Source organism: Pseudomonas mediterranea CFBP 5447 (genome assembly GCF_000774145.1).
GTDB classification, from domain to species: Bacteria; Pseudomonadota; Gammaproteobacteria; order Pseudomonadales; family Pseudomonadaceae; genus Aquipseudomonas; species Aquipseudomonas mediterranea.
This window is the reverse complement of sequence record NZ_KN322981.1, coordinates 1-24,852: the sequence shown is the minus strand read 5'-3', so window position 1 is coordinate 24,852 and position 24,852 is coordinate 1. Positions and strand designations below refer to the sequence as shown.

At 57.5% G+C, this 24,852-nt stretch carries 13 protein-coding genes and 1 pseudogene; 2 read left to right on the top strand and 12 right to left on the bottom strand.

Going from position 1 to position 24,852, the window contains the following annotated elements:
- Positions 1-84: 84 nt before the first annotated feature.
- From zorD to N005_RS03095, 8 genes are all read right to left on the bottom strand, one after another.
- The gene (gene zorD, locus N005_RS03130) at positions 85-3,333 is read right to left on the bottom strand and encodes a type I Zorya anti-phage system protein ZorD (RefSeq protein WP_047699339.1); all 3,249 of its coding nucleotides are present in this window, start codon (positions 3,331-3,333) and stop codon (positions 85-87) included.
- A complete protein-coding gene (gene zorC / locus N005_RS03125) occupies positions 3,333-4,961 on the bottom strand; it encodes a type I Zorya anti-phage system protein ZorC (RefSeq protein ID WP_047699337.1) in 1,629 nt (542 codons plus the stop codon). Before zorC ends, zorD begins: the two co-directional genes overlap by 1 nt.
- Positions 4,958-5,701, bottom strand: coding sequence for a type I Zorya anti-phage system protein ZorB1 (gene zorB1 / locus N005_RS03120; protein WP_047699335.1), 744 nt, complete (start codon positions 5,699-5,701; stop codon positions 4,958-4,960). Before zorB1 ends, zorC begins: the two co-directional genes overlap by 4 nt.
- Positions 5,702-5,714: 13 nt before the next feature.
- Positions 5,715-7,907, bottom strand: a complete 2,193-nt coding sequence (gene zorA1 / locus N005_RS03115; RefSeq protein ID WP_047699333.1) for a type I Zorya anti-phage system protein ZorA1 — start codon at positions 7,905-7,907, stop codon at positions 5,715-5,717.
- 820 nt (positions 7,908-8,727) lie between these two features.
- Positions 8,728-9,666 carry an AraC family transcriptional regulator gene (locus N005_RS03110; protein WP_047699331.1) on the bottom strand — a complete coding sequence of 313 codons (939 nt, stop codon included), beginning with the start codon at positions 9,664-9,666 and terminating at the stop codon, positions 8,728-8,730.
- A gap of 21 nt (positions 9,667-9,687) precedes the next feature.
- Complete coding sequence (locus N005_RS03105; protein ID WP_047699330.1) at positions 9,688-10,521, bottom strand: oxidoreductase; 834 nt, start codon at positions 10,519-10,521, stop codon at positions 9,688-9,690.
- 118 nt (positions 10,522-10,639) lie between these two features.
- Positions 10,640-12,121, bottom strand: a complete 1,482-nt coding sequence (locus tag N005_RS03100) for a leucine-rich repeat domain-containing protein (protein WP_047699328.1) — start codon at positions 12,119-12,121, stop codon at positions 10,640-10,642.
- Between the two features lie 84 nt (positions 12,122-12,205).
- Positions 12,206-12,547, bottom strand: coding sequence for a DUF6124 family protein (locus tag N005_RS03095; protein ID WP_047699326.1), 342 nt, complete (start codon positions 12,545-12,547; stop codon positions 12,206-12,208).
- A gap of 566 nt (positions 12,548-13,113) precedes the next feature.
- Between N005_RS03095 and N005_RS03090 the strand changes: the two genes are divergently transcribed.
- The gene (locus N005_RS03090) at positions 13,114-13,686 is read left to right on the top strand and encodes a hypothetical protein (protein WP_047699324.1); all 573 of its coding nucleotides are present in this window, start codon (positions 13,114-13,116) and stop codon (positions 13,684-13,686) included.
- Between the two features lie 56 nt (positions 13,687-13,742).
- On the top strand, positions 13,743-14,180 hold the full coding sequence (locus N005_RS03085) for a hypothetical protein (protein ID WP_047699322.1): 438 nt from the start codon (positions 13,743-13,745) through the stop codon (positions 14,178-14,180).
- Positions 14,181-14,557: 377 nt separating this feature from the next.
- Here the strand turns inward: N005_RS03085 and N005_RS27960 are convergent, their stop codons facing one another.
- From N005_RS27960 to N005_RS03070, 4 genes and pseudogenes are all read right to left on the bottom strand, one after another.
- Positions 14,558-14,905: a hypothetical protein gene (locus tag N005_RS27960; RefSeq protein ID WP_231983249.1), complete on the bottom strand. Its 348-nt coding sequence runs from the start codon at positions 14,903-14,905 to the stop codon at positions 14,558-14,560.
- Positions 14,906-15,209: 304 nt separating this feature from the next.
- Complete coding sequence (locus N005_RS03080) at positions 15,210-15,866, bottom strand: hypothetical protein (RefSeq protein WP_047699320.1); 657 nt, start codon at positions 15,864-15,866, stop codon at positions 15,210-15,212.
- A 1,182-nt stretch (positions 15,867-17,048) separates the two neighbouring features.
- A pseudogene (locus N005_RS03075) lies at positions 17,049-23,402 on the bottom strand (two-partner secretion domain-containing protein); the annotation flags it as partial.
- Positions 23,403-23,442: 40 nt separating this feature from the next.
- Positions 23,443-24,852: ShlB/FhaC/HecB family hemolysin secretion/activation protein (locus N005_RS03070; RefSeq protein ID WP_047699318.1), on the bottom strand; the 1,410-nt coding region annotated here is incomplete at its 5' end.

Below are 24,852 nucleotides of genomic sequence, written 5' to 3'. Positions count from 1 at the left end.
CACGCTCCGCCGATTTAACTGGCACCCGATCAACTGGACTGCACCTGTATCCACAGTAGGTATCTGCTCCCGGCAAATCGAATATCACTGTGCATTAAGCAGCACCTCAAAATCAGAAGCCTGAAGCTCCGAAGCCCCACTCAACATATCTCGCGCCAACGCTCGCCGCTTACTCAGCAGCTCATCCAGCGTCGCTTCAAAGGTCGGCATCGCCGCATCCCGAACCGTGGGGTAGTACACATACACATCTTTTTGCTGCCCAATCCGATAGGCCCGATCCGTCGCCTGATCTTCCTTTGCCGGGTTCCAGCAACGGGTGAAGTGAATGACGTGGTTGGCCGCCTGCACGTTTACCCCAAACCCGACGGCGATGGTCGACAGGATGATGACGGCGAAGCCCGGTAGTTCCTGGAATTGGTCAATCAACTTCTGTCGGCTATTGGCGCTCTGACTGCTGGTACTGGTATCGCCGTTGATGACCGTCGCTCTAAAGCCAAAATGCTCCTGGATCGCGTGCTGCAATTCACGCTGAATATCTCGCAACTCGGTAAAGACTATGACCTTGTCGCCGTCGCCGGCCCTTTTGATCGACTCGAGCGTCTGCACAAGCCACTGAAGCTTCGGCGAGTTGTCGCGCAACCGCGTGTCTGGCTGAACGCTGTAAGGATGGGCACAAATCAGCTTGAGCTTGTGCAGCAAGCCCAGCATGCCGGAGGTCTTCTGATCGAGCTGCTCTTCGATCTGCTGCTTCTGGCTGTATGCGGAAATTTCGGACAGATACAGGTTACGCTGCAGGGCATGCATGCCAAGCGAACGACATGCTGCGTCTTCGATTTTGGCCGGCAAGTCCTTGGCGATGTCCTGCTTGGTCCGCCGCAACGTCTGCGGTTCGATAAGCCCACGCAGGCGTTCCAACGCACCTGTATCACGCTCCAGCGCGGCCTCGATGGGGCGCTGATAGTCGCGACCAAACTGGTTCAAACTACCCAGGAACCCTGGCTGAATAAAGTCGAACAGGCACCAGAGATCGATCAGTGTGTTCTCGACCGGCGTACCGGTACACGCCACTCGGAACCGTGCGGGGACGGCTTTGATCGCTTGAGTCACCAGTGCTGCTGGATTCTTCAGTTTCTGAGCTTCGTCACACACGACGATGGACCATTGCTGGCGCGCCAGGGAAAACTCCTGATCACGCAGTGTCTCGTAAGTCGTCAGGACGATTCGGGCATCGCCCATCCAACCTGGGCGCAAAAGGTTCTTGATGCCTTTGGCTTTCAAGTCCGCAGGGATTTCATCCTTCTTGAACTTCAATGCACTCAAGGCTGAGCCATACAGCTTCAACACGGGCAGTGCGTCAGCAAAGAAGAACCGGTGAAGCTCTCGCTCCCAGTTGTCGAGCAACGAAACCGGAGCGACGATCAGTGTTGGCTGATCTTTTGGATACTGTTCCAGGTACCAGACCAGGAAGGTGAGCAACTGGATCGTTTTCCCAAGCCCCATGTCATCAGCGAGCAAGCAACCCGACACGTCCGTGGGGGACAAGCGGAACAAATGCTGCAACCACGCCACACCTTGAAGCTGATGCTCGCGCAGGACAACTTCAGGCTTGAGCAAGTCAGGCAACTCTGGCGTTGCGTCCAAAGCTGAGCGTAAGGCTGCTTGACGCACCTGAACATAGGTTGGCTCGTCAATGTTGTGGCCGATTTGCAGTACGGCGCGGCCTACTTTTTCCCGTTGCTCAACCTGGCCGGTCTCGACAGGTGCAATCTTCTTCGACCAAGCATCAAACAGTTTCTCGGCAGCGGTAATCGAGAGCGGCGTTTCGGACTTTGGCAAACAGACCGTTTCATCACCGGCCGCGCGCGCTTCGTCCAGCCGCTGCTCAAACGCTTCAAATTGAGCGAGGTCGGAAGAATCCCACCGACTAAAGATTTCTGCATCGATGCCCAGCGCTACCACATCCTTCGGCAACCAGTTCTCGGTCGCATCTTTTACCAGGAAGGGCGAAGTAATTCTTTCCGCTTCCCCAATGCCGGTCACACGGTCGCCGTAGAGAGACAGGTCCAGAACCGAGTCAAACTCGACACCGGCCGCTTCGTTTTGCCAACGTTTGAGCAGGTCATTGATGCCCGCCAACTGGCGCAAATCAAAATCGCTGAGCTCCAGCTCATAGCCCTGCCAGAACCCCGCAGGCATGCCGGCGGCCAACTTCAGGTGCAGCTCATGCACCAGCGGCGCGAATTCATGGGCCGCTTTGAACTCAATTTCGATCGGTGCTTGCGGGGTTGGAGAAATCGGTTCGAGCGTCAGTGTTACCTGCTCGATACGCTGGCCCGCTTCATCCAGTTTGGGTTCCAGATGGAAGCGATGAAAGAAAATACCGGCCTCGGCGAGCTCGTCTTCATAGGCGTCGGCATCCAGCACGTGTGAGGCACCTTCGCCGAGTGTGCTGTAAGGGTTACGGACGAATGAAAGGGCATCGTCACCAGCTACCCTGCGCCCAGGCAACGAGCGCACGTAGTCCAGTACCGATTTGACTTCAGGCTCAATCAGAACATGAGTTAACGAGCCATCGTCACCCGTTACCCGGTATCGATCCTGAACCTGCTTGGCACCGTCAAAACTCTCAAGCCAGTTGGCCGGCTGGCCTTCGAAGCTCGGTTGCAGCTCGATAACCGGTGTGTCGCCTAATGTCGACTTTCGTGGGTTGAGCCGCAGTTTCTCGGGTTTGATAACGACGGTCTTGTCCAGAAAGCCATCCATACCAGCGCCAGCCTTGCGCGCCAGCTTTCTGATGCTGGCCCAGCCGATCTGGTTGGTTACTTCACCGGGCTCATTTTGTTGTGCCAGATAAAGCTGCCGTACCGCACCGGTCAGTTTCCAGGATGCCTCTGGCAGCATTTCTGTAGCGCCCTGATACTGAACAATGGCCCCCGTTCGCAGCACCTGCACGTTGGCATTGGACTGCGGATCACGCCAACCACTGATGGAGACCTTGAAATCGTCGGAGGCAAGGCTGCCCTGGCTGCTCAATTGAGGGATGAGGGCTGTCTGCGGCGGCAACCCCAATAGTGGCAGGCTTGTTTCGTGCTCTGGCTCATCCAGCAGCCGGTAGAGCTCATCCCACGTCAAGAGCCAGCGATCGCTCAACTGGGAGACGAACTCCTCTTCTTCCAGCTGATCAAGATAACTCGCCAGCGACCATGACTCCGTGCTCTCCGCCAAGCTCAGGGGATAACAGATGCCCTGCTCTTCAATGGAAAAAACCGGCTCAGTATTTTCTGCTGCCGAGTTCGGCTGCAGGCCAATGCCTTTGAGGAAACGTTTGAGCATTACTGTCTCCAGAACCGGAGTGGCTGGTTATTGACGGGCCTGAAGCCCAGGCGCTGCAGTGCAGTTACTGCGGCCGGGTCATGATCATCAAGCTGGACCTGAAATGCACCGCCGCGCTCGCGCTGATCATAAACCTTGTGTTTGACCGACTTTAGAGCGTCACGGACCTGGTCTTCAAAAGGCAACGGCTTGACTGAACCTGCAGCTGCGGCCTGACTCTGTACACGAATACCCCATTGTTCGAGGGCATAATCGAATTTGCTGAGCCAACCCTCTATGCGGTCCGGGCGGCTGGGTGCAGGTGAATGCCGCATTCGATCCAGTGCACGATTAGGCTGCTTCAGCTCGCTCGCCAATTCGAGCTGCAACTTGTCTGGATTGAATGGTGACTTGTCTGCTTGATACACATAGCAGGCATTACCGGTACCGGAGAACTCCACGAAAAAGTAGTTCCCGATCTGCATGATGACGGCGTTGTTATGGCCGGGCCCGCCTACCAGTCGGCTGAGACGCCCCTTGTTCTTCTCTCGGAAGTGGACGAAGTCTCGCCCGCTGTCATGCCAGGCATCCGAACCCATGACAATCCGGGTGTAACTCATCTGGTTGGCAAAACGCAGCCAATAATGCAGACGAGATTGATCGACTTCTGCTTCCCCTTTGAGCAGGTTGAAGAAGTGCTCCAGATCCTCCTTCGCAAACCACGCCACAACCATCGCACAGACATCTTTATCGACATACTGCAGCCACCTGTTTTGTCTGGAGCGGATCTGCGGACTACCCCAATTGTCGAGCGCGAGCTGTTTGAGCAGCGACGACGGCTTCTCCCGATAAGCTGCCAAGTGGTAACGCGACAGACATGCACTCAGAATGTCGTTCATGTACCGCGGGTGCTGCCGGCCGATGTCGAGCAGGTCGGCCAAACGCCGAGAGAACTCGGCGTCATCCAGCATGAAAATGCGAGAAATCAGCACGGTAAAAATCCTGCGCCACAGCCAGCTGTTGTCCGGGATCTGCGCAATCGTCTGCAATGCCGAAAGGTCGCTGATTTCACCTTTGAACATCTGGTCACCCAGCGTGGCACCTGCCTGCTCGGAAAAAAGCTCCTGATGCTGCTGAACGATCTGCGTCCATTCCTTCACACGCGTGTGCTGATCTCTGACACATTCGAAACCGAGCTGAACATCCTCGCGTAACAGGCACCAATTGGCGTTCTGCGCAGGCTTGGCGGCGTCGTAGCCAAAGTAGCTGAAGCACAGCGCCAACCAATCCCGGCGGCTCAGCCTCCGCCTTTCGATACGCTGATGCACTTCTTCATGCACCCGGGCGTAAAGCTGGTCATCTTCCAGTATCGGCCCCACGCGCTCACTCTTGTCTGAGAGGCCGGCGAACACCAAGCGCCACTCCGAAGCGTTGAGTGGCAGCACATTGCGAAACTTGCTTATCGCAGCACGGCGCTTTTTTTCGGGTGGCGGCAAGGCCTTTTCAGCGCGCTCGAACCGCTCGTAAAGCTCGACTCCCGCAGCAGCCAGACGGGGGAAAGATTCCAACGGTTCTGGGGCCTGCACCGTGCGATGAGCTGACAGGCTTTGGCTAATGGCGGCTGAAAGCCTCGCGATCGAGCTGGTCATCGGTTCATCGCCAACTGACATTTTTCCACATCAGTATTAGTGAACACCGGCACATCAGGCTTGAGATTGCCCTCCTTCTCCTTCAAGCCAAAGAACTGCATGCGCAACTCCACTCGCCTGCTTTCTTCCTTGGTGTCCTTTGCATTGTTGAAGGACACGCCACCCGCCAGAAACATCGATCTGATTTGCTGCTGATGCTCCGGCGACAATCCGACCTGGAGCGGGCTGCGACTATCGAGCAGGCTGCACATCACCCACTCCGAACGCTGCAGTGACAGGTGCAGGTTATAAAGGTAGGAACCGTCCGTATCGGTAGACCCCTCGATCACGACCTGCTTGAACCACTTGCGCCCCTCTTCACTGTTGGCCGCGTCCAGAATCATCGGCACGACCTCCTGAAGTGCTGATTGGCCATCGTTGCTCAACGCGTACTGGTTATGCCCAAAGCGGCCAGCATCGCCGAAGCTGATTCGGTTGTCCTTGCAGTCCACAATGATGGTCTTGCTGGCAGTCTTCGCCTTGAGGCTCAGGTGCTCGCAGATCTGGCTGATGTCCTTGCTACGCTGCTTCTCCCCCTGTTCCGCCTGGTTGATCCGCTGCGTCACAGAACTCAAAGCCGCCACCATGACCACGAGGAATAGAATCATCATCGCGGTCATCAAATCAGCGAAGGAAATCCAGAAAGGCTTCTCTCCCTCATCCTTTGAACGGGCAGCCGAAGGCATTTGCTTACCAAACATCGACTAGCCTCCGTTACCGCCTGATACGTTCCATGATGTCGCCGAAATCTTCGAGACTTTCCTTGACCCCTTCCACACCGCCAGCGAGGCTCTTGACTGCTTTATCGAGCTCGGTGTCAAGGCTGCCCAGGGTTTGTCTCAACGCCCGATCCATGCCTTCACCGAATTCCTTGAAGCCGTTACCCAGCACACCACTGATGTTTTCGAGGTATTCATACACTTCGCGATTGAGCGCCTGCATCCGCTCGCTTTGAATCTTCAGGTCCTGGAGATACTGGCTGCGACCGCTGGCTTCCCCTTGCGCACTGGCAACTACCCCTTCGATGACCGCGAGCGTTTTCGCTAACGCTTCACGATTGTTCCGGTAGTCCGCGACAACGGTATTCAGCTCACGCGAAGCCTGTGCAAGCTCAGTACCCGCGCCCTGCACTGTACCCATCAGCCCCGCAGTGGACTCACTGGCTCGCGCAACGCTTTGCCCGGCGGTTTCAAACCGCTCAGCCGCCGCCCGCATCTTATCAGCCCCCAACTGCATACTTTGCAGATGCTGCTCAGTCTGGGCACTCAATGCATTGACGGTGTCCTGGGCAGACTTCTGTTGCTCGGAAACCGTCTGCAGCAAAGCCTTGACCTGCTCGTCGAGGCCACCCACCAGGTCGCGGGTACCTTGGTGCAAGTCAGCCTGGGCTGCACGGGTGGATTGATCCATCTGCTGCCGACCATGCTCCAGTTGCTTGAAGACGGCCGAGAGCTGCTCACCCAGCACCTCGACAGAGCCTGCAATCTTGGCCATGGTTTCCTGTTGGCCTTGGCCGATGGCCTGCTTGATTGACTCGACAAAAGCCTGGAGATTCTCAGCCATTGCCTGCTGGCGAGCCTCGCTTTGAGCGAACAGCTTCTCCAGTTGCTCGGCCATTCGAGCGCCAGCCCCCTCTCCTTCGTTGCCGATACGGGCAACCGAAGCCTGAAGATTGGCGAGCATCTCGTTCATCCCCGCTTGCATGGCGTTTTGTCCGGCCTGCATATCGGCCAGTAGCTGGGCAATCATAGTCGAACTGCTTTGATTGGAGGACTCGCTAGCCGAACGCATATCCTGGATCAGCGTCGAGAAGCCTTGCTGCATCGACTGCATGGCAGCAACTGACTGGCCCATCAACTCGTGCAGGCCATTGAACTGCTGGCCGAACGTACCTTCCAGCTTGTTCATGAAAGCCACTAGAACATCCTGAAGCAGGTTCTGTACCTGCCCGGATTGATCGCCACTGGCGGCCTGCACTGCACCCGCGATGGCTTCAAGTGGCGACTTGAGGCTATTTTCAATTGCTCCGCTCACCTGGTCGGCCAGCAACTGCCCAGAGTCACGGTAGGTCGTCGATAAGGTATCTGCCAATTTGAGACTTTCACGAACCTGGGTATCAACGAGGTTCTGTAACATTTCCCGCAGATCTGTAACGAGGCTGTCCTTCAACTGACGGGTTTGCACCGAGCTTTCAGCACTGGAGCGCACCAGCTCAGCCAGGTATTCCTCACCGACTCCGCTGTCGAAAAGGCCATCGATTGTTTCGTTGAATGCCTCAAGCAGCTTGTAGCAGTGCCCCAAGCGCAACTTTTCAGTAAGGGTGACGGCGATAGAAGCCAAGATTGAAATGAAGGAGCCGATGAAAGCGAACAGCACGTCTTTCAACAGTTTATCGACGCTTGCATTAACCTGTTCAGGAGTGCTCGGATCAAAGTGCTGAAGGCCCAGCATCAATCCAAAGAATGTTCCAACAATACCGATGCCGGTCAAGATACCAGGTAGGTGTTTATAAAATTCGGTACCCAGCGGAGTATCAACAACACTTTGAGCTGAGAAAAAATGTGCAGCTCCGGTGGTGGATCGCGACCGGATAAGAACCTGTTCGCCTTCTTGGAACTCGAACTGATCGTGCAGCGTTTCAGCATACTCGCGCCAAGAATGCTCAAGTCTGCCGCTACTGAACAGCCGCTCCAGCTCAGCGCGCCGAAAGGGTGGCGCGAGAGTTTTCACGCTCTGCAAGCTAATAGTCAACCGTTTCAGCTGGGCGCTAAGTTTGAATGACTTCCAGAGGTAACGAACAACATAACAAGCGCAAAGAATGAAAACGAAACCAACAACCATTACGGGTGCAATCAGCTGCTCATAGCTTGCTGCATCCCATAGGTGCACCAACGTTGATGAATCCATACCTTCCGCCTTCAGTTAAGCATTTTTCGATGTTCGGCAAGACCGCGCTAGCGACACTGATGCCCCAGCGGCCATCCGGCTGGGTCAATCACAGCACGTCGCCAAGCACAATTTTTTGGGGGGCCACACACACGGTGTGAGCAGGATGCATTACGTGCACCCAAAGACCTTCCGTGGACAAATGCCGAAGATAATGTCCTTATGCCAGCACCTTAGCCTGAGCAGTTACTGTCGTAAAGCTGGAAGCTCAACCCCAGAGTCGGCGGCCTGAAGCGAAGCGGCTTTCTGCATTTGCCGCATAGCCTGGAGAGCAGCCCCTAGGCGCATCTGATCGCGGTAAGTGCTCAGCCTACTGCAGCGTAGGCTGATGACCGGCGGTGCCGCCAGTTCGATGCGCGGCCTAGGTTCTCAGCCGAGGCCCGATATCGGAGCAAGAGCTCGCACAGCTCAGTCCGAGTTGGCTGACGCTTCTACCAGGTCGGCCGCGATTGAGGCGGAGGTCGGCTTACAGACGTCACTGTTGGTTTTTGGGGGCCCTGAATAGGTGTCACAGTATTCCAGTTGGTATTCCTAGCTCACTATGCAAACCGAAATTAAGCCTACTAATCAATATATTAATCAGCCAATTCAACTTACCCCGGCCCACCATTTCAACACTCAGTGAACCCCGCCCAATGCGGGCTTCGCCGTTTCTGGCCACTCCACATTGCCGACTGTCGGTGCAGCAAACCGCCGATGCCTCTGCGGTATAAAGGCGAAGCTTTAGGTCTCCTCCGATTGCCTCGGACGTCCCAGGAGCGCTTGACCAGGCCAGAGTCCACTAATGCGACGAAACATAACCGGACGACCCAGACACCGCCGGCAATGCATAAGTCGCCTTCATCCATTCGATCTCAGCCTGGGGCGCCCGACCGAACAGGCGCTTGAACTCACGACTGAACTGCGAGGCGCTTTCGTAGCCGACGTTGAACGCCGCCGTCGAAGCGCTCATCGCGTTGCGCAGCATCAGCAGCCTCGCTTGATGCAGACGCGTTGACTTCAAGTACTGCATGGGTGAGGCGTCCGTCACGTTGCGAAAGTGCAGGTAAAAGGTGGGCACGCTCATGTTGGCTTCCCGGGCAAGCGTCTCGACACTGAGACGTTCCGCGTAGCAGCTGTGGATTTTCCGGATCGCGCGGGTGATCTGGCCGAAGTGCCCTTGGCGACTCAACGCGGCGCGCATCGAGCCACCTTGCTCGCCGGTCAGGATACGGTAGTAGATCTCCCGTATCAGCGACGGCCCGAGTATCTGCGCTTCGCCCGGATCGCTCATGGCTTCAAGAAAGCGCAGTGTCGAGGCGCACAACTGATCGTCCATGGGTGAAGCGTACATGCCCTTGGGCGGGGCATCGCTTGGGCCGAGGGCTTCGTCGACCTGCAGCATCAATTCGCTGGCCAGTTGCAAGTCGAGGCGCATGTAGACCGCCAGCATCGGCTCGGCTTCGCTGGCGTCGGTTTCCATGGTAAACGGCACGGGGACCGACACCACCAGGTAGTGCTGGGCGTCGTAGACGTAGACGTCATCGCCCAGATAACCGCGCTTGCGGCCCTGGCAGAGGATCACGATACCGGGGTCATACAACACCGGGGTGCGCGCCAGCGGGCGGTTCGAGCGCAGGAAACGGATGTCCTCCAGCGCGCTGAGATTGTAGCCCTCGACCGGCGCCAGTTTCTCCATCAACTGCACCATGCGCGAAGTGCGTGAATCGGCCTCAGTCATCGACATCCTCCTGTTTGCCGGTCATCCGTCGGTCGAACGGGTCAGCGCTTCCCATTGATCAATCTCGTTGGCCGCACGGCTCAGTTTGGCCCGCACCAGGCCCAACGCATCGCTGCCCAACAACAGGTGCGCAGGTGGCGTCGGGCTGGCAATCACTTGCAGCATCGCTTGCGCAGCCTTCTGTGGATCGCCGAGCTGCTTACCGCTTTTCTCCTCACGCGCCTTGCGTACCGGATCGAAACTGGCGTCGTAGTCGGCAATGCTACGCGCCGTGCGGCGCATCGAACGACCTGCCCAATCCGTTCGAAACGAGCCGGGCGCGACAGCTGTCACGAAGATGTTGAGCGGTCGCAGTTCCTGGCTCAGCGTATCGGAGATGCCCTCTAGGGCGAACTTGCTCCCGCAATAGTAAGCGATGCCCGGCATCGTGATGGTGCCACCCATGGAGGTGATATTGAGGATATGACCGGCACGCCGCGTGCGGAAATAAGGCAGGAACGCCTTGATCACCGCCACTGCGCCGAACACATTGACGTCGAACTGACGCCGCATCTCCTCCAGCGGCGACTCTTCGAGAATGCCTTCATGCCCGTAGCCGGCATTGTTGACCAACACATCGACCGGACCATGAGCGGCCTCCGTCGCCGCGACAACGCTGTCGATCCGGTCGAAGTCCGTGACATCCAGGATGACGCCGTAGGCACGATCCGCTGAAAGCGCTTCAAAGGCCTGCAAGGCCGCCTCACTGCGCACGGTTCCGATGACCCGGTGACCCGCGGCAAGTGCCTCCCGGGCCAAGGCGTTGCCGAAGCCACTGCTCACGCCCGTGATGAATAGGGTTTTACTGCTGTGCATGGCGAGCTCCAATCGATAGGTACGGGGTTATGGTAGCTATCGAGAAATGGGGCACCTATGCCGGTTTGCCTGGGAGCCTTGCCTATTTCTATCGAGGCCCGGATTTAAAGTACGGGCGTCAAATACCAGGCCCGCTCACGTGGGCCGACAACCGTGCCAAGCGATCCCAACCCTCTGTGCTGATCCCCGAGCAATTACTCAATAACAACCTCTCCAGCGGCAACCGCTCCAGCACCGGCACCATGGCGGTCGTGAGCTGCGATTCCCCCGGCCCCGCCGCAAGGGTCAGGTCCCGCAACGGCAGCCCCGCAAGATGAGCGACGCCGGCGTCGGTCAACCACGGGCTTTCATACAAGCCGAGACGTTGCAGCGGCATGTCACGCAGACAAGCCAGGTCGGCATCACGCAGGTCCAGGCCACTGATTTCAAGTTGCTCCAACGGCAGGCCCAGCTCGGTCAGCTTGCGCAATGTCTTGCCATCCATACCCTGACAGAAACTGAGATTCAGCCGCTTCAGCGGCAGGCCGGCCAGTTGCTTCAGCATCTTCCAGTTCACCTCGTTCAACGACAGGTCCAGCGATTCCAGGCCCAGCCCCTCCAGATCACGTAACGTCTGCGCGTCGATGCCTTGCACATCGGAGAGCCCCAGGTGCTTGAGTGGAAACCCGTGCAGCACGTCCAGGCGCTCGATCACTTGGCGTGAGCATTTGATATCCAGATAGGCAAGCGGCATGCCCTCGAACCCCTCGAAGTCGTCCTCGCAGAGGTACGCGGAATGCAACGAAAGCCGTTCGATCGGCAGGTCGCGAATGGCATCAAGCAGGCTGTCCGAGGCGTAACAGTCATCGAGGCTCAGCGAGCGCAAGGCCGTCATATCGGCAAGCCAGGAGGGATCCCGCAAGATGGCGCCGCTTGAGCTGATGGTCAGTTGTTCGAGTGGATGCGTGCACAAGTGCCGCATTCCCGCTGAAGTCAGCTCTCCGGCGCGTTTCAAGGTGAGTGAGCGCAACCTGAATGACGACAGCGCCCGAAGGCCGTCGTCCGTAAGGTCATCGCAACGGTTCAACGACAACTCTTGCAGCCTGCTGCCGCCCAGTTGCCTGAGGAAACTGTCGTCGAAGTCTTCGCCATAGGTGTCCAACTTGAGGCAGCGCAGGCGTTCGAGTGACGGCAGACTGGTCGCGTCATCGTCGCGGGAAAAGCTGCTGATCTCCAGATGCTGCAGGGCAACACCCGACAAACGCCGCCATATATCCGGACCGCAACTGAACCTCGGGCCGTTGAGTATCAGCGTGCGCAAGGGCAGCCCGGCCAGGGCATCAAGCCAATGCGGCTCGGCATCGTCCAGCGCCACATGATCCACCGGCAGGCCGCGAAGCTGCGACAACAAGGGGCCGGGGCGATTCCTGTGGGGTGTGGTGTTCAACTGGGCAATCACGGCCATGGCAGCCGGATCGCAGAGGCCGGCGGCAACGCGCAAACCCTCCAGCGAAACCTCCGCCGTATCAAGCAGGTCGCGATAAAGCGCGGCACGCGCGGCAGTGTCATCGGGTGCGGTGGCGAGTTGGGCGATCAGGGCACTGCGGTTGGAGGTCTGCACGGTCTATGCGTCCGAAGTGAGCAGGTTGCGTATGCTGCCGCAAAAAACGGGTTTGATCATCGACCAAACCCAAACTTTAAGTTTCTATCGAGGATCGACGGTGTCCAGTGCCCGGTTTGCCAAGAGCTGCCCCAGTTCGATCAACTGCTGCAGCCCCAAGGCGAAATGCCGTCGAGAACCTTCCAGCTCGAACGCCAGATCACCGGCCATGACATTGGCGGAGGCCAGGGTTTCGCTGAGGTTGGCCAGCAGGCTCTCGGCATCGACGCCATCCACGACGGTGAAGAGCTGATCGGGGGATGGTTTCTCGTCGGGCTGGGCGGGTTTGGGGTTCAGGTAGGAATCGATGACGCGTTCGGCGTTGGCATCGGCGGCGATGTCCAGGTGCAGCGGTGGGACGGGTGGGTCTGGGATGAGTTTGTCCATGGGTACTCCTAACGTCAGTTGGAGCCGCCACTGCTCGCGACTAAACGAGGTGGGGTGGCGGCTGTACGCAGGTTAGTCGACCGGGACGTTAGGAAACCGGCGCACCCGAGGGTGCCCTGCGCACAGCCACCATAAAATCAGCGACAACACTGTAGCCTGACTTCAAGAAGACCTTGCGCCTAACGGAATACCGAGCGACTAAACCCGACCGCTGAATTGGCAGCGGTGGACGAAGACTAGGCACCGGAAACGGCAGGCGCAAGGGGTTGGGATTTTCTAGGAAATGTCCTGCAAGTCAATGGGAAAGGTCTTTATACAAAGTGTTTCGTTCTCTCTGAGTCGACCATTTCATACGAATCGCCAACCCCGCTTTCTGCTCGATGACGAAACGGTCGGTGCCACGACTTCAGCACTGGTTGATCCGCTGGCGCCAAGTCCACGGGATATGTTGTCCAGGGCAAATAACACCAGAGCCGTCGATTGGCTTCCATTACCCCAATCACTGGACGTCCGGGTAGACTAGACGTCTTATACCCGCCAAAAATCCATTTCATTTCAGGGATCGAATGAAAACCTATCTCGCTCTTCCTTTAGCAGTAACGCTCGCCTTTGCAATCACCGGTTGTGGAAGTCGCCAAGTGAGCGTCCAGCCCTCCTCCAAGCCGGTAATCCCGCTAGCATCAAATCAGCACCAAGCAAGCCTTACCTTTCGCACCCTTGGCGGCGCAGGTGATCATCCGGTCAGCTATTTCCTCGGCGCTGCCGACGCGAATGAGTACACCATGTCCTCCGCTGGCGAGCGCGTCTACGACGCCAACTACTTCAAACGCGTACCGGGCTATCTGAAGAAAATGGCAGGCGGTACGGACAGCATTGATACGTTGGTAACGGCCGAAAAACCCCTGAAAGTGAGTGCGTCGGTTAAGAGACAAATAGCCACCCTTAACGGCATTCCCATGCACTCCTTGTTCGGCTACTCCATCACCCCACAGCCGGCTGCTCAGGTATTCACACCAGAACCTCAAAAGAACTATCTGATTGAAACGGTTATCGCAGACGACTACGTCATGAAGGTCTATGAGCTCTCCTCTGCCGGTGAGCGAAAAGAGGTAAGCGTAACCATTAACGCTGATAAATAACGAAGACAAAGCCTGTCGCCGTGTCACCGCCTACCCAACAATCAGGACGCTCATTGATGTATAGGAAATACGTAGCACTCACTTTTCTGTTGCTGAGCGGCTGCTCGCTCCATCCGCACACCAAGGATGACCTGTTGCGCTCTGGCGTAGCCAGCCCCGAGTATTGCTTGACGCAGGATCGGACGGTGGTCGTAGAACGGGTACAAGGTTATTTGAGTCATTGCTACCACCCTCAAGTAACCAATCTCACGACGGGCGGAACACTCGTCAGCACCATCCAGTTGAAAGTTGACACCAACGCCGAAAGAAGCGACATGGTGCTCTGGGCGCCAACGATCTACGGCGACCAGTTCTATATGAACGTGATCGTCTCGGAAAAAAATCCCGCCTGCAAAACCACCCTAACCGCCGTTGCGTCCGGCTGGGGCTTTGGACGTAATTTTCCGAAGATATTGGAAAGCGCTAACGGTGGGGATCCTTGGTGTCCGTTTTAAATAGGCCAAGGTGGAAAAAGGAAATCCGCTCTTTTTCTCCCTGATTTTTCACTCCAGGTCAGGCCTTGGTCGATTGAGTGAAAGCCCACGCAAACGCGACAGCTCCGATGACGGGACGAATCAAATCTGTTGTCGGAGCGCTGCCGGTAAACACTTGTAGGCTTGTAAAAGCGAATAAAACTATGGCAGCAAGAACACCCAACATCGAGACCCAGCGGAAATATCGTGGAAACATCAATCAATTCCTATATCTAAAAAATACAAAAGCGAAAACAAATAGCAAACAAGCACAAACTCACTTACAGCCTAGCGACACAGCGGGTCGCCTATTGCAAATCTGTTCTGTTTTGTCCATTTTTCCAGAACATCAAATACACTCATGACACCTCCACAATAAGGTCATTTATTCTTTGTCGATCCAATTCATTCTTCGCTGCACGATTCAATACTGGAACCAAATAATAGAGCAATAAATCTCGCCTAGACACCTCCGCCAGAGCGCCTTTAATACAGAAAATCATTAAACCCACTGACATAATAGATGCAAAAGCCTCATACCCTCGACAGCCAGAAAAAGGTAACTTCTTAAAATAATAACTCGCCAGCCTCCGCTGTTCCGCCTTTCTCCAAGACCTATGCGACAAGAGCAAGATTGCTTCTCCCCAGTCATTAGATGCTATAGGATATGTGCCAATCAACCAATCAGCAGCTTGATCAGAGCTCATCCTCCTTAGATTCTTACAAAGCTCTACCTGCCGTGCATTCATATCAGACCTATTTCAGATTAAAAGGCGAAACGGAAGCAGAGCACGTTTCCAGTTATGGAAATTAATGCTTCCCGGCCTCCTTGAGCATCCTCGATGAGCTTGTCGTCCGATCACGGACTCGATTCCCGCAGTAAATCGTGAATTACAAAACACGTAATCATCATTAACAGCAGACCGAATTGACAACGTGGTCTATTCCCGCTTTCTTTAGAACGAGCGACAGAACTTCTAATTCTTTTGCATCTTCCCTTCAAGGCCCGACCTAACTCTGCCTTCCGTTCACTGGCGTAACTGCAGGCCTGAAATCATCAATCGTCTTGTTTTTTTCTTTCAACAGTGACACGACAAACTCAGGTTCAAAATTCATCAACAGTTCGATAGCATCATAAATTTTCCAACGATGCACTTCGGGATGGTCAATTATCGAAACAAGATGCTGTTCAAGAAGACGTATATACTCCACATATTTTTCACGCTTCACAAAAGCAAGGAAATCAGCTATATCAAAAGGCTTACTGCCCGCCAACGCTATGATTTTCGACAAGAGCGAATAGACTTGGGCTCTCGCCACTTCTTTCTCCCCTCTGTCAGCCATATTGGCAAAATACATGATCACCGCCATAAGTATCTGACGATAAGTATCATCGTATCCGTGTAGTCTATGAGTATAGATGCCCTCGACAGCTTCGGGTCTTTCCATGTTTTTTTCCAAGGCCATAAGGCCATCATGGACCCCCCAACTGGTCAATAACTTCGCAGCTAAAAAACGCACCACATCATTGTCCGCGTGATGAAGCAAATCCATTACAGCATCCATTCTTTCCTGCGGAATATCCTCCGGATCCAAATCTCCCGCATCGGCAGCATAGTCAGCATGTTCTGGGATGCTATTAAGCAGTTCGTTTGTTTTCCGATCCATGACGAGCACCTATCAATCAATAAATTTTATATATTTTGCCGGGACACAGCCCTTGATCAAGCACTCTCCGTCACGAGTGATGTTCCGCAAGTCTGCCTCTGCCCTCGTCAATGAAGTCTCATTTTTCGTGGACGGGTTGTTCGTGTACCTTTCCCGCGCCGCATCTACCCTTGATTGCATCTCGGCCGCGATTTCACGGTTGCTCAAGAATTTGGTATTTGGCAATACACCGGAATCAATATCCTGCTGCAATCGTGTCACGTCAATTTCGATTTTATGCGCGCCGTAGTCCTTAGGATTCGAGGCGGCACTCGGGTCGGTTACGGAGATGTAGGGAGAGTTTTCAGAACCACCTCCTCGCACATGTGTTTGAATGCTACCAGTCCCCTCTGGGTTAGGAGGAACCAGAACACCATCTTCATTGATGTATGCCTTTGGTTTTCCATTTCCCCCAATCGATGACGAAAAGTCGTTATCGCTGCGTACTACCGTATAACCTGGGGATTTTGAACCATTATTACCCGGCAAAACATCAAAATACCCATTATCCGCAGATACAGATGTACTGGTCTTGATCCCCCCCGGGACTACCGTGGCCGACAACCCAGGCGCATTGATAGAGAACGGACTGAACCCCGACTGATCCAGCCACTGCCCAAACGATGGCGCCCACTGAGAGTCTCCGTCAACAAACATATGAGCAACCTGCTCAATATGAAGCTGACCGACTGTCGTCCAATCGCGGGTATTCCCGCCTCCTATTCCAGTAAATTTCCCCAGAATATCTGCAGATTTCCCCTCCGGTAACGTAGCAACCAGATTGTCTATGGCTTTGGAGCCAGCATCTATTTCCGCTCGAATTTCGGGACAGTTGCCGAGCCTCTGACAATCCATTAGCCGCTGGCGATTTGCTGCGTCCCGAGCATTCGCCTCAGCCTGTAAAGCATCGCAGGTACCTTCGAGTTCGCAGTTTTTGGCTTTCTCAGCAAGCTCCAGAACATCTCGATGGTTTAAGAAGTTGTACCGCGTGCCGTTTTCAGCGACCTGCGCCGCAACATCGAGATCCCCATTGGTGGCCGCAGCCCCCAGTACACCGGCGATCTTCGAAAGCGCGACCAAGTTTTCTTGTGCCTGTATATACTCAGGCGTTCCGGGCTTGAGGTTAGAGGGCAGTAACTTATCTCCGAGCAAGCCGATCAGAACCTCGTTGGCACCACCCGCTATAGCTCCCGTGCGGAAGTCACCTCCCATCACCTCGGCCATCAGGCCGCCCAAGGCCGAGTGCAGAAGGATCTTCTCCAAGCCACCTTCGGTGAGTGGCTGGTCACCGATTTTCCCGGCGCCGTATGCCCCACCAATGCTTGCCGCTGTTCCAGCCACCGAAGTCGCGAAGTTGTCTTTAAAACTACCGCCATAGACGGCTGTTTTAATCGCAGCGTCCGCCGTTACTTTCATGGCGACGGTCTTAAAGCCCTCAGTGTTGAAGCTGACGGTGCTGGGCTTGTAGTTGAGCCCCTGTGCAACACCTGCCGTAGCCATCGATACGGCGTAGCCTTTTATGCTGTCCTTGGAGGTGACATCCTTGAGCACCGCACCAAAGTTGCCTCGGTTATCAATGGTACTCACCGTCGCCTTGGTCGCTACACTGATGGCTCCCGCCTGAGCAATGGAGTTCAAAGCACCCATCATCGGCCCCATCACAGCCGCCAGGGCAATGGCGATGATCAACTGCGAAGCGGGGCCCAGTCCCGAGGTGTTGTATTTGAAGGACTCATGGATTTCCTTCACTTGTCGCCAGTCAACATCGCCGCGCTTCTCAGCTTCCTTGATCCAGGCCAGTTGTGGATCGGCTTTTACCATCGCATCAATGGTCTGGCTGACCGTTTGCTGATCGACATGCTTGATATCGATCTTTAGGCCCTCAACCGCCTTGATGGTGATCTCACCTGCCGCCGCCATCTGAGTTTGACGTAAGGTTTCGTCGGTATTGCCCTTTCCCTTCGCAGAGTTCCAGAACGCATTGTTATCGGTCTTGGTATGGCTCTCGTCGTGTAGATCCTTGACACCTTCAAAATTGATGGCACCACCACTATCAATGGTCAGATCCTTGCCACTTTGTAACTTGGCGACTTGATAACGTTGGTCAGCGGCGCTCTTGAGTATCAGGTCGCCGCCTGTCTGGATCTGGCTACCAACATGGGTAACTTGCGTCACTTCGTCACGACGCATCTTCAAGCTGCCGAAGCCGCCCTTCTTCTTCATGTCATACAGCGAATAGTGGTAGTTCTGCGCAGCCAACAGCTCAAGCTTGCGCCCCGCCACCAGGTAGGCTTCCTTCTCAGCCTTCACCTTGCTGGACACCAGCGTCAGATCCTGTCCGGCACTCAGTGCAACGCGGCCCCCAGCAGTCACGGTCGAAGACACCTGATCGACGTGATCTTCCTGACGGGTGACCTTCTTACTCTTGCTGTAGGAGTGCTGTTCATCCGCCGCCGAAGCCAGGGTCAAGTTCCCTGCGGCGGCCATGGCGATGTCGCGTCTGGCATCGATCTGGCTGGCGACAACGTTGAGGTCGCGTCCGGCGTTGGCGGTCAGGTCGCGACCGGCCTCAAGGCTGGAGCCGTATTGCTTGATGTCTTCGTCGCGATGACGGCCGCGGGTGCCGCTGGTGATGCGTTCGGCGGCGACGAGATTGACGTCGCGTTTAGCGTCGAGAATGGTGTCGTTGCCACTTTTCAGCACACCGCCAACGATGTTGATATCGCGCCCGGCGCCGATAGTGAGGTTGTTGGCGGCCTCGATACGGGCGGCGCTATCGATGAAGTCGGTGCGCTCGGTGCGATAGCCGCTGCTGCTTTGGTGAGTGGTGACGGTGCGCTCGTTGATCACGTCGCCCGTCAGGGCAACAACATTCACATCCCGTCCGGCAATAACTCCGCCAGCCCGGTTAGTCAGATCATTACTCGCCAACGCATCCAGCCGATTCCCCGCCTCCAACAACCCACTGTTGACCAGGCTGTCATTCGCCGTGGCAACCAAGTTATTCGACGCCCGCAACGTCCCGGCGTTGTTCAGGTTCTTACCGGCAATCAACGTGACGTCGCTGCCCTGGATCAACGCCCCATTCGGCGCCAGCCGATGGTTGGCGTTCGCCAGGTAAAGCACCGGCACCAGCACCTGCTGGCCGTTCACTGTCTGGGTTTCCATCCAGACGATGTCGTGGGTCAGCGCCGCCACTTGTTCGCCGGTCAGGCTTACGCCCAAGGACAGGTTGAGGGCGTCCTTGCTGGCGATGGCGTTGTTCATCAGGTACTTGAACATGCCTTCATCGGAGGTCTGGCCGTCGAGGAAACGCTGGCCGGTTCGGGCGATGACGGCTTGCTGGATCAGGCGTTGTTCGTAGAAGCCGTCGCCCAGGCGTTTGGCGGCGTCGTCCGGGTCGTAGCCCAGGTTGGACAGCAGGTAATCCGAGCTCATGAACCGGCGCATGTCGGTCAGCGCCGGGTTGGTTTCGATCAGGTATTTTTGCGGGTTGGCCTGGAACGAGCGGTCCGGCAGGCCGCGCACTTGGTTCAGGCCGCTGCCTTGGGTCGGAGTGCCGGTGCCTTCGTTCAGGCGGAACAGGCCGTTCTGGCCGGTGGGCAGGTCGAAGCCGGGCAAAGTGACCGGGTTGACCTGCTGTTGGGCGAGGTCGGGTGAGAGCTGTTGGTTGACGGTGATGCGGGTAGAGACTTTTCCGTCGGCACCGGTGTCGGTGCGCGGACCGGCGCCGACGTAGTTGTATCCACCACGGATGACGCTGTTGTTGGCGTTGCTCTGGGTGCGGATATCGATTGCACCGCCTGACTGGATGATAGCGGCGTAGGTCTGGGTATCGTGGGACAGGGACCGGCTGCTGCCTAGCTCCGGCAGCTCGCGTTCGGTCGTGCCGATGAAGCGGCTCATGTCAGCTTCCAGGCCGCCGAGGTTGGCAGGGTTGTAGCCAGGGCTCTGGAACCAATATTTGTTGGTGAACGTACCGGCGAGGGCACGCCAACCACCCGGGCTGCGCGTGCGCTCGGACATGAAGGTGCGCGAGGTTTCGGTGTCGTGGGTTTCGATGCCGATGTTGTTCAGGCTGACGAGGTTGGCGGTGAGGGCGCCGCCCGCGCCGATGGTGCTGCTGCTGTTGGTCAGGTCACCGGCCCGGATATTCAGATTGCCGCCGGAAGTGATGCTGGAGGCCGCGCTGGCGGCGGTGACTTCGAACTTGTCACGCTGGATGATCTGCCAGACGTGGTTTTCCTTGCCGCCGCTGCAATCCCCAGCGTTGACACCTTCGATGCAGGCGACTTCCCTGATCGACGCGGTGTAGATGCCAGCGTCGTTGGTGTTCAACACGGTCCGCACGTTTTCAATGGTGCTGGCGGCCAGGCTCATGTTGCCGTCGCTTTGCAGCGAACCGGAGCTGTTGACGATGCTGGAAGCCAATGTGCCCAGGCCGTCGCGGTCAATGCTCAGGTTGCCCAGGCTGTAGATGTCGGCGTTGAGGTTGGTCAGGCTGTCGACCTTCAGGGCCATGTCGGCACCGCTGAAGATCAGGCCGTTTTCGTTGCGCAATGCACCGGTGCCAACGCTCAGCAACCCGGCACCGCCCAGGGTGCCCTGGTTATTGATGCCCTGCGCCGTGACATTCATGCCCGCCGCCGAGGTCACGCGGCCACGGTTATTGAACAAGCCATCGGCATGCACGGTGGTTTCCCCGCCGCCGGCGACACTGGCGTTTTTCTCAAGATCGATCAGTGCGGCCTTGAGGCCCAAGGTGCCCACGCTGCTCAAGCGGCCGTTGCCCGCGTATTGGCCGGTGAGCTGGACATCGATCAGGCCGTCGCTACCGATCAAGCCGTCGTTGCGCCAGTCGATCCCGGTGCCGGTGAAACTGTTGGCGCTGAGTAACTGGCCGGTGGCGGTCTGGGTCAGGTGGTTGACGTTGACGGTGAGGTGTTCGGCCTGGATCGAGGTGCTGTTGGTCCAGCTGTCGGCGTCAAGCACCAGGGTGCCGTAGGTCACCAGGCTGCCGCCGACTGCGCCCAATTGCGTGAGGTTCAGGCCGAATGCGCCAGCGCCGATGTGGCGCAGCTTGCCGCTCTGGTTGTTCAGGCTGCCGAGGGTGAAGCCGACATCGTTGCTGACGGTTTCCAGGGTGCCGTTGCTGTTATCGAACAGACCGCCGATGGAGAACACGGTGGTGCTGTTGCGGCCGAAAGTGCGCAGTTGGCCGTTGTGATTGACGAGGCTGGCCGCGAGGACGTCCAGGCTGCTGTCGCCTTCAATGATGCCCTTGGTGTTGTCCAAGGCGCCGTTGAGGTTGAGGTCGATCTGCCCGGCACTGATCTGGCCGCTGCTATTGTTCAGGTTCAGTGCGTCGACTTTCACTTTGCCGCTGGCATAGAGACCGCCGTTGCTGTTGTCGAAACGGGCGCTGCCGGTATTGAGTACGGCGTCCCCAGCCTGCGCTGCGATACGTCCGCCGTCGTTGAACAGCCCGGCGAGGGCGTCGAGGGTCAGGCCTTTCGCCTGGATCGTGCCGCCCTGGCCATTCAGGTCATGGCCGTTTTTCAACACGCCAGTGGCACGCGCCTCCAAGGCGGCTTTGACGCTGGACAGTACACCGCCGCGGTTGTCCAGATTGGTCGCAAAGACATTCAGGTTCGCGTCCTGGGCGATGATCGAGCCGGCCTGGTTATCGATGTCGCCCGTAATGTCGACCGTCACCAATCCTTTGCCCTGCAGGGTGCCCTTGGCGTTGTCGAGGCTGGCGGCGGTCACCTTCAGCTCGGCGTTGCGGCTGGCAATCAGGCCATTGTTGCCGTTGTTGACCGCCCCTTTTGTGGCGGTCACCACCAGGTTGCCGTTGGCGGCGATAGTGCCCTTGTCGCGGTTGTTCAGGCTCCCCGCCTTGAGGGTCATCAGGCCTTGGGTCGACAGTTCGCCGCCCTGGTTATTGACGGCGCCGGTCGCGCTGATATCCAGCTGCTTGCCGGTCATCACCAGGCCGGTGAGGTTGTCCAGGCTGCCGAGTACCAGCGTCGCGGCATTCAGGCTCGACAGTTCACCGCCGTTGTTATCCAGATGGCCCGCCGTCACTTGCAGGGCGCCTTGGCTGTTGATCAGGCCGCCGCTGCCGTTAAGCACTTGATCGGCCTTAACGTTCACCTCGGTGTTGCCCAGGATGCGTCCTTTGGCGCGGTTATCCACGACCTTGGCGGTGACGGTGGTCTTGTTCTGCCCGCTGAGCGTACCGCCCTGGTTGTTCAACGTATCGGTCGTGGTGACCGTCAGGTTGCGACTGGCAGCGACCGTTTTGCCGCTGTTGTTCAGTTGTTTGGCGATGAGGGTGACGTCGCCGCTGGTATTGCGCGTGTCGTCCGCGTTGACCCCGGCTTCGACGATCCCGTTGTTGCGGAGGGTGCCGCCGCTGTCCAGGCGAATGCTGTTGCGGGCCACCAGGTTGTTCTGACTCGTCAGGTCGCCCTGGGTTTTCACGGTCAATGCGGTGCCGGCGTAGACCGGTCCCTGGGCGTCGAGGCTGGCGGCGTTGACATTGACGGCGCCGGCTGCAGCGGTCTGCGCCAGGCTCAGATGCCCATTGGCGTCGAGCTGGATATCACCACCGCTGGCGATCATCTTGCCGTCCAGCTTCACCCCAACGCCGGCCTCGGTGCCCACCAGTAACTAGCGGGGCCGCATGTACGGCGGGTCGGCTGAAGAGTCGATGGCCAGTTGCGGTTTGGCGCTGCCGTCATCGGCGCGGGCGGTGGCATTGAGGGTGGATGCGTCGACGTCGTTGCGGCCGGCGACGATGGTCAGGTTCTTGGCCTGGATCTCGGCGTTGATCTTGGCGCTGCGGGTGATGATTTCGAAGCGGTCGACGTTGTTGGCGTTCAGACCCGCGCCTTCGACGGTGACGCTGCCCTGGTCAACCTGATAGCGGTCCAACCGGCCATTCTCGATGATCGGTTTACCGGTGGTCAGGGTCGCCTTCGGGGTGTTGATGAAGCCGCAGCCGTTGCAGGTAATGCCGTAGGGGTTGGCGACGATGACGTGGGCCGACTGCCCCGCCACTTCGGTGTAGCCGCGCAACTGGCTGGGGCTGCCGCCGTTGACTTCATTGAGAATGATCCGGGCCGCCGTACCCTTGAGGTTCGGGTTGCCGAGGATGATCCCGCCCAGCTGCGTGGATTGGGCGGGGTTGGTGGCGTTGTTGAGGATCACGCCGTTGCTGCCGACGTTGTAGTCCTTGAACTGGTTGTGGGACAGACCGCTGCCGTTGGGCTTGGCGATGTTGACGATGGGCACGCCGTTGCCCGCCTGGCCGAGGCTGGTGCCCGGCGCACTGACGACGATGCCGCCCGCCTGGGCCCACATTGGCTGCCAGAACATGACGTTGGCCAGCAAAAACGCCAGGCCGCGCTTGGGCATGCCCCAGAACGAGTCGCGGGTTTTCAGGGCAGCGGAAGGTTGGCGGGCCAGCAGGGCGTATTGACGATCGTCCATGTTCAAGTCTCGGTTACAGCAGAATTTAAAGAAGCCGGAATCAGAAAAAGGCGTCCACGCGGAAATAGATCGGCGCTTCGCGCTCGGTCAGGGCAGCCGGGCGTTCCAGGGAGTGGGCAAAGGTGACGCTGGCACTCAGGTGCTCGCCGCGGGCGAACAGCTCCACCGAATTGCTCGACATGCGCCCGCTCGGTTCCTTGTTGTAGTGATTACCGCGTATCACGCCCTGGTCATAGCCGAGGCTGGTGCCGTACTCGGCGAATACCGGACGCAGCCATTGCAGGGTCACCGGGCGGCTCCAGCGCAGGTCGTTGCGCCAGTAGCCACCGCTGTCGCCGGCCAAGGATTGATCCTTGTAACCCCGAATCGAGGACTCCCCGCCCAGGCTGATGCGCTGCGGCGCGAACAGCGCATCCTCGCTGCGCTGGCCGGTCATCAGGCTGCTGAAGCTGAACGACTCGCCCCATAGCTGGAAGGGTTGCAGATAGCTGACGGTGGCGGTGTATTTGCGGTAGCGCGCATTCGGCAGCCCGCGGCCCGGGTCATGGTCACCCTGGGCATCGAAGGCGCCGATGCCTTGTTGCATGCCCAGGTCCAGGTTGACGAAGGCACCGCCGACCCGACGGCCGTGGTTGATGCCAAATTGCGCCTCGCTGATGCGATTGCTGCTGTCGCTGAGTTTGCTGTCTTCGATGAAGTTGTTGCTGCGCAGGTAGGCCAGACCGGTGTTGAGGGAGGTCTTGCTCATGGCATCGCGATGGATGACGCGCTCGACCCGCAACTGATGGTTCTGGCTGTCGCCGCTCTGCTTGAAGTTGAAACCGTTGGCCGCGATCTGTGAGCGGTACTCGCTCTGGCTGTAGGTGTAGCTGAGGTTCCACCAGCCAAACGGCAGGTTGTAATAGAGCATGGCGTTGCGCGAGGTGTGCTGGTGATCGCTCATCGCGTCATGACCGCCGCGCAGCATCAACTGGTCAGCCAGGCCCAATGGACTGTCCCACTCGAAGCGGGTGCCCCACTGCTGCTCGCCAGTGCTGCGCTGGCCGTCGTTGCTGCGGGACAGCCCGGCGCGCCAGGGCTTCTGCGGAGTATTCTTGACCAGCACTTCACTGCCGCCGACGTTCTGGCCGGGGGTCAGCTCCATCTGCGCCTGATTCGACGGCAGGCGATTGAGCTGGTCCACCATCTGCTCGATTTCCCGCAGGTTGACCAGCTCACCGGTCTTGCCGGGAAACGCCATCGCCAATTCACGCTCCGACAGTTGGCTGTTCTCGGCGCCTTTCAAGCCTTCGAGCCGGCCCTCGACCACCAGTACCTGCAGGTGACCGCTGGACAGGTCCTGCTGCGGCAAGTAGGCACGGCTGGTGACCAGGCCCTTCTCGATGTAGTGGTCGGTGATGACCTTGAGCAGTTCATTGAGCTGGGGCACGCCCAGGCATTGGCCGATATA

Coding starts and splice junctions, on each gene's coding strand:
- N005_RS03090 (WP_047699324.1), top strand. CDS start 13,114: ATGAAAACCTATCTCGCTCTTCCTTTAGCAGTAACGCTCGCCTTTGCA.
- N005_RS03085 (WP_047699322.1), top strand. CDS start 13,743: ATGTATAGGAAATACGTAGCACTCACTTTTCTGTTGCTGAGCGGCTGC.
- N005_RS03095 (WP_047699326.1), bottom strand. CDS start 12,547: ATGGACAAACTCATCCCAGACCCACCCGTCCCACCGCTGCACCTGGAC.
- N005_RS27960 (WP_231983249.1), bottom strand. CDS start 14,905: ATGAGCTCTGATCAAGCTGCTGATTGGTTGATTGGCACATATCCTATA.
- zorB1 (WP_047699335.1), bottom strand. CDS start 5,701: ATGTTTGGTAAGCAAATGCCTTCGGCTGCCCGTTCAAAGGATGAGGGA.
- N005_RS03080 (WP_047699320.1), bottom strand. CDS start 15,866: ATGGATCGGAAAACAAACGAACTGCTTAATAGCATCCCAGAACATGCT.
- N005_RS03105 (WP_047699330.1), bottom strand. CDS start 10,521: ATGCACAGCAGTAAAACCCTATTCATCACGGGCGTGAGCAGTGGCTTC.
- N005_RS03110 (WP_047699331.1), bottom strand. CDS start 9,666: ATGACTGAGGCCGATTCACGCACTTCGCGCATGGTGCAGTTGATGGAG.
- zorA1 (WP_047699333.1), bottom strand. CDS start 7,907: ATGGATTCATCAACGTTGGTGCACCTATGGGATGCAGCAAGCTATGAG.
- zorD (WP_047699339.1), bottom strand. CDS start 3,333: ATGCTCAAACGTTTCCTCAAAGGCATTGGCCTGCAGCCGAACTCGGCA.
- zorC (WP_047699337.1), bottom strand. CDS start 4,961: ATGACCAGCTCGATCGCGAGGCTTTCAGCCGCCATTAGCCAAAGCCTG.